This window comes from Limosilactobacillus galli (assembly GCF_947381495.1).
GTDB classification, from domain to species: domain Bacteria; phylum Bacillota; class Bacilli; order Lactobacillales; family Lactobacillaceae; genus Limosilactobacillus; species Limosilactobacillus galli.
In genome coordinates, this window is the sequence record NZ_CANCWK010000077.1 from 1 (window position 1) to 2,162 (window position 2,162).

General features: G+C 51.0%; 1 protein-coding gene. It reads right to left on the reverse strand.

The features are described 5' to 3' along the window. Positions 1-153: 153 nt before the first annotated feature. Positions 154-1,881 (reverse strand): phospho-sugar mutase, encoded by a 1,728-nt coding sequence (locus tag QOS10_RS09145; RefSeq protein ID WP_283595167.1) that lies wholly within the window; start codon positions 1,879-1,881, stop codon positions 154-156. Positions 1,882-2,162: the final 281 nt, after the last annotated feature.

Here is a 2,162-nt window from a genome sequence, read left to right on the forward strand (position 1 = left end):
TGCAAATTGTGGTTCAAGCACTCATCAGAAGGGTGTTTGCTCACAAGCCACGTCCTTTAGGGCGTGGTGGTTGACGTCACCCTTAGTAAACAAAAAAGCACTACCAGGTTCAATAGGCTGAACCTAGTAGTGCTTTTCACATCTTTATGAATTTTATTCTTCGGCGAATGCTTGCAGGGCCTTCTCAAAGTCCGCTAACTTGGCGTTGGCCTTGTCCAGGGAGTCCGCACTGGTGCCGATGTAGAACTTCAGCTTTGGTTCCGTCCCAGATGGCCGGATAGCGATCCAGGTCTCGTCGTCTAAGACATACCGCAGCACGTTAGATTCTGGAATGCCCAGTTCACTAACCTTTCCATCAGCCGTGGTCTTGGTACCCTTGGAGAAGTCTTCGGTAACAACCACCTTGTGACCAGCGAAGTCCTTTGGTGCTTCTTCACGGAATTTTTTCATCAGACCTTGGATCTTAGCTGGGCCGTCAACCCCGGCGTAGGTGTTGGCAATCGTCTTTTCACGGAAGTAACCATACTTCTTGAAGAGTTCTTGCAGACCATCGTACAGGGTCATGTTCCGGCTCCGGTAGTAGGCAGCAACCTCAGCCAGCAGGGTCAGGGATTGGATAGCATCCTTATCCCGGACGAATGGCTTTACCAGGTAACCGTAACTCTCTTCGAAACCAAACATGAAGGTGTGGTCAGCCTTGCCCGTCTCGTACTGGTGAATCTGGTCAGCAATCCACTTGAACCCGGTCAGGACATTGATCATTGATACCCCGTAGCTCTCGGCGATCTTAGCCGCAAAGTTCGTGGAAACGATCGACTTAACTGCCGCCGCGTTCTTTGGCAGCGTCCCAGCCTGCTTGTGAGCTTCCAGGATGTAGTGCAGCATGATGGAGGCAATCTGGTTCCCCGTCAACAACTGATATTCGCCATTTGGCTGCCGAACGGCACAACCCAGCCGGTCGGCATCTGGGTCAGTAGCGATCAGGACATCGGCGTCAATTTGCTTACCGAGCTTAATGGACCGCACAAAGGCTTCTGGGAACTCTGGATTTGGGTGCTCCAGACCGGGGAAGTCACCGTTGGGTTGGGCTTCGGTTGGTTCAATCGTGAAGTTGGTGAAGCCGGCTTGACGCAAGGCCCGTTCACCCAGCATCCGACCAGTCCCGCAGAGTGGCGTGAAGACGAACTTCATGCCCTTGCCGTATTCCTTGGCCAGTTCAGGGTTAACTGTGACTTCCTTGGCGTGTTGCAGGTAGGCGTGGTCGACATCTTCACCCATGACCGTTTCCAGGCCGCTGTTGAGCATTTCTTGTTCATCAGCCAGCTTGATGTCAAAGATGTCGCTGATCTTCCGGATGTAGCCGGTCATCATGTCAGATTCCTTTGGCGGCATCTGACCACCGTCTTCACCGTAGATCTTGTAACCATTGTATTCCTTAGGGTTGTGACTAGCCGTGATCATGATTCCGGCATAAGTATGATTGTCACGAACGGCGAAGGAAAGTTCTGGGGTTGGCCGAACATTATCGTAAATGTAGACCTTGATGCCGTGGGCCCCGAGAACCCGGGCAGAGTCATGGGCGAATTGGTAGGAATGGTGACGGGAGTCGTAACCAATGGCAACCCCCCGCTTCTTAACGTCGTCACCCAAAGAGTCCATCAGGGTTGCTAACCCTTCAGTAGCCTGACGAACCGTGTAGATGTTCATCCGGTTGATTCCGGGTCCCATCAGGCCACGCATCCCTGCTGTCCCGAATGACAGGGGACCATAAAAGGCATCCTCAATTTCCTTGTCATCGTTCATGGCGTCTAATTCTTGCTTTAATTGCGGATCGAGATCCGTCCGCTCTTTCCATACTTGATAGGTATCTTTCCAGCTCACAGTGAAGTCTCCTTTACTCTTTTCTCTGCTGTCTAGTATACCGCAGATTACTTTTAATAGAAAAATTTACTAATTGTTTTACTAAATTTTTACTTAGTGTTGATCATGTCGGCTGCTTCCTGATCGGACAGGTCAAACGTCTGCTGGATCTTTTTAGCGATCTCGGTTTCGGGAATATCCATTGGTTTGAGCATGGCGACCGTCTTTTTAATGATGTTTGGCCGGAAATCCCGTGACTTTAGTCATGGGATGGATAGGCCCCTTTAGCGCCCGTTAGGGCG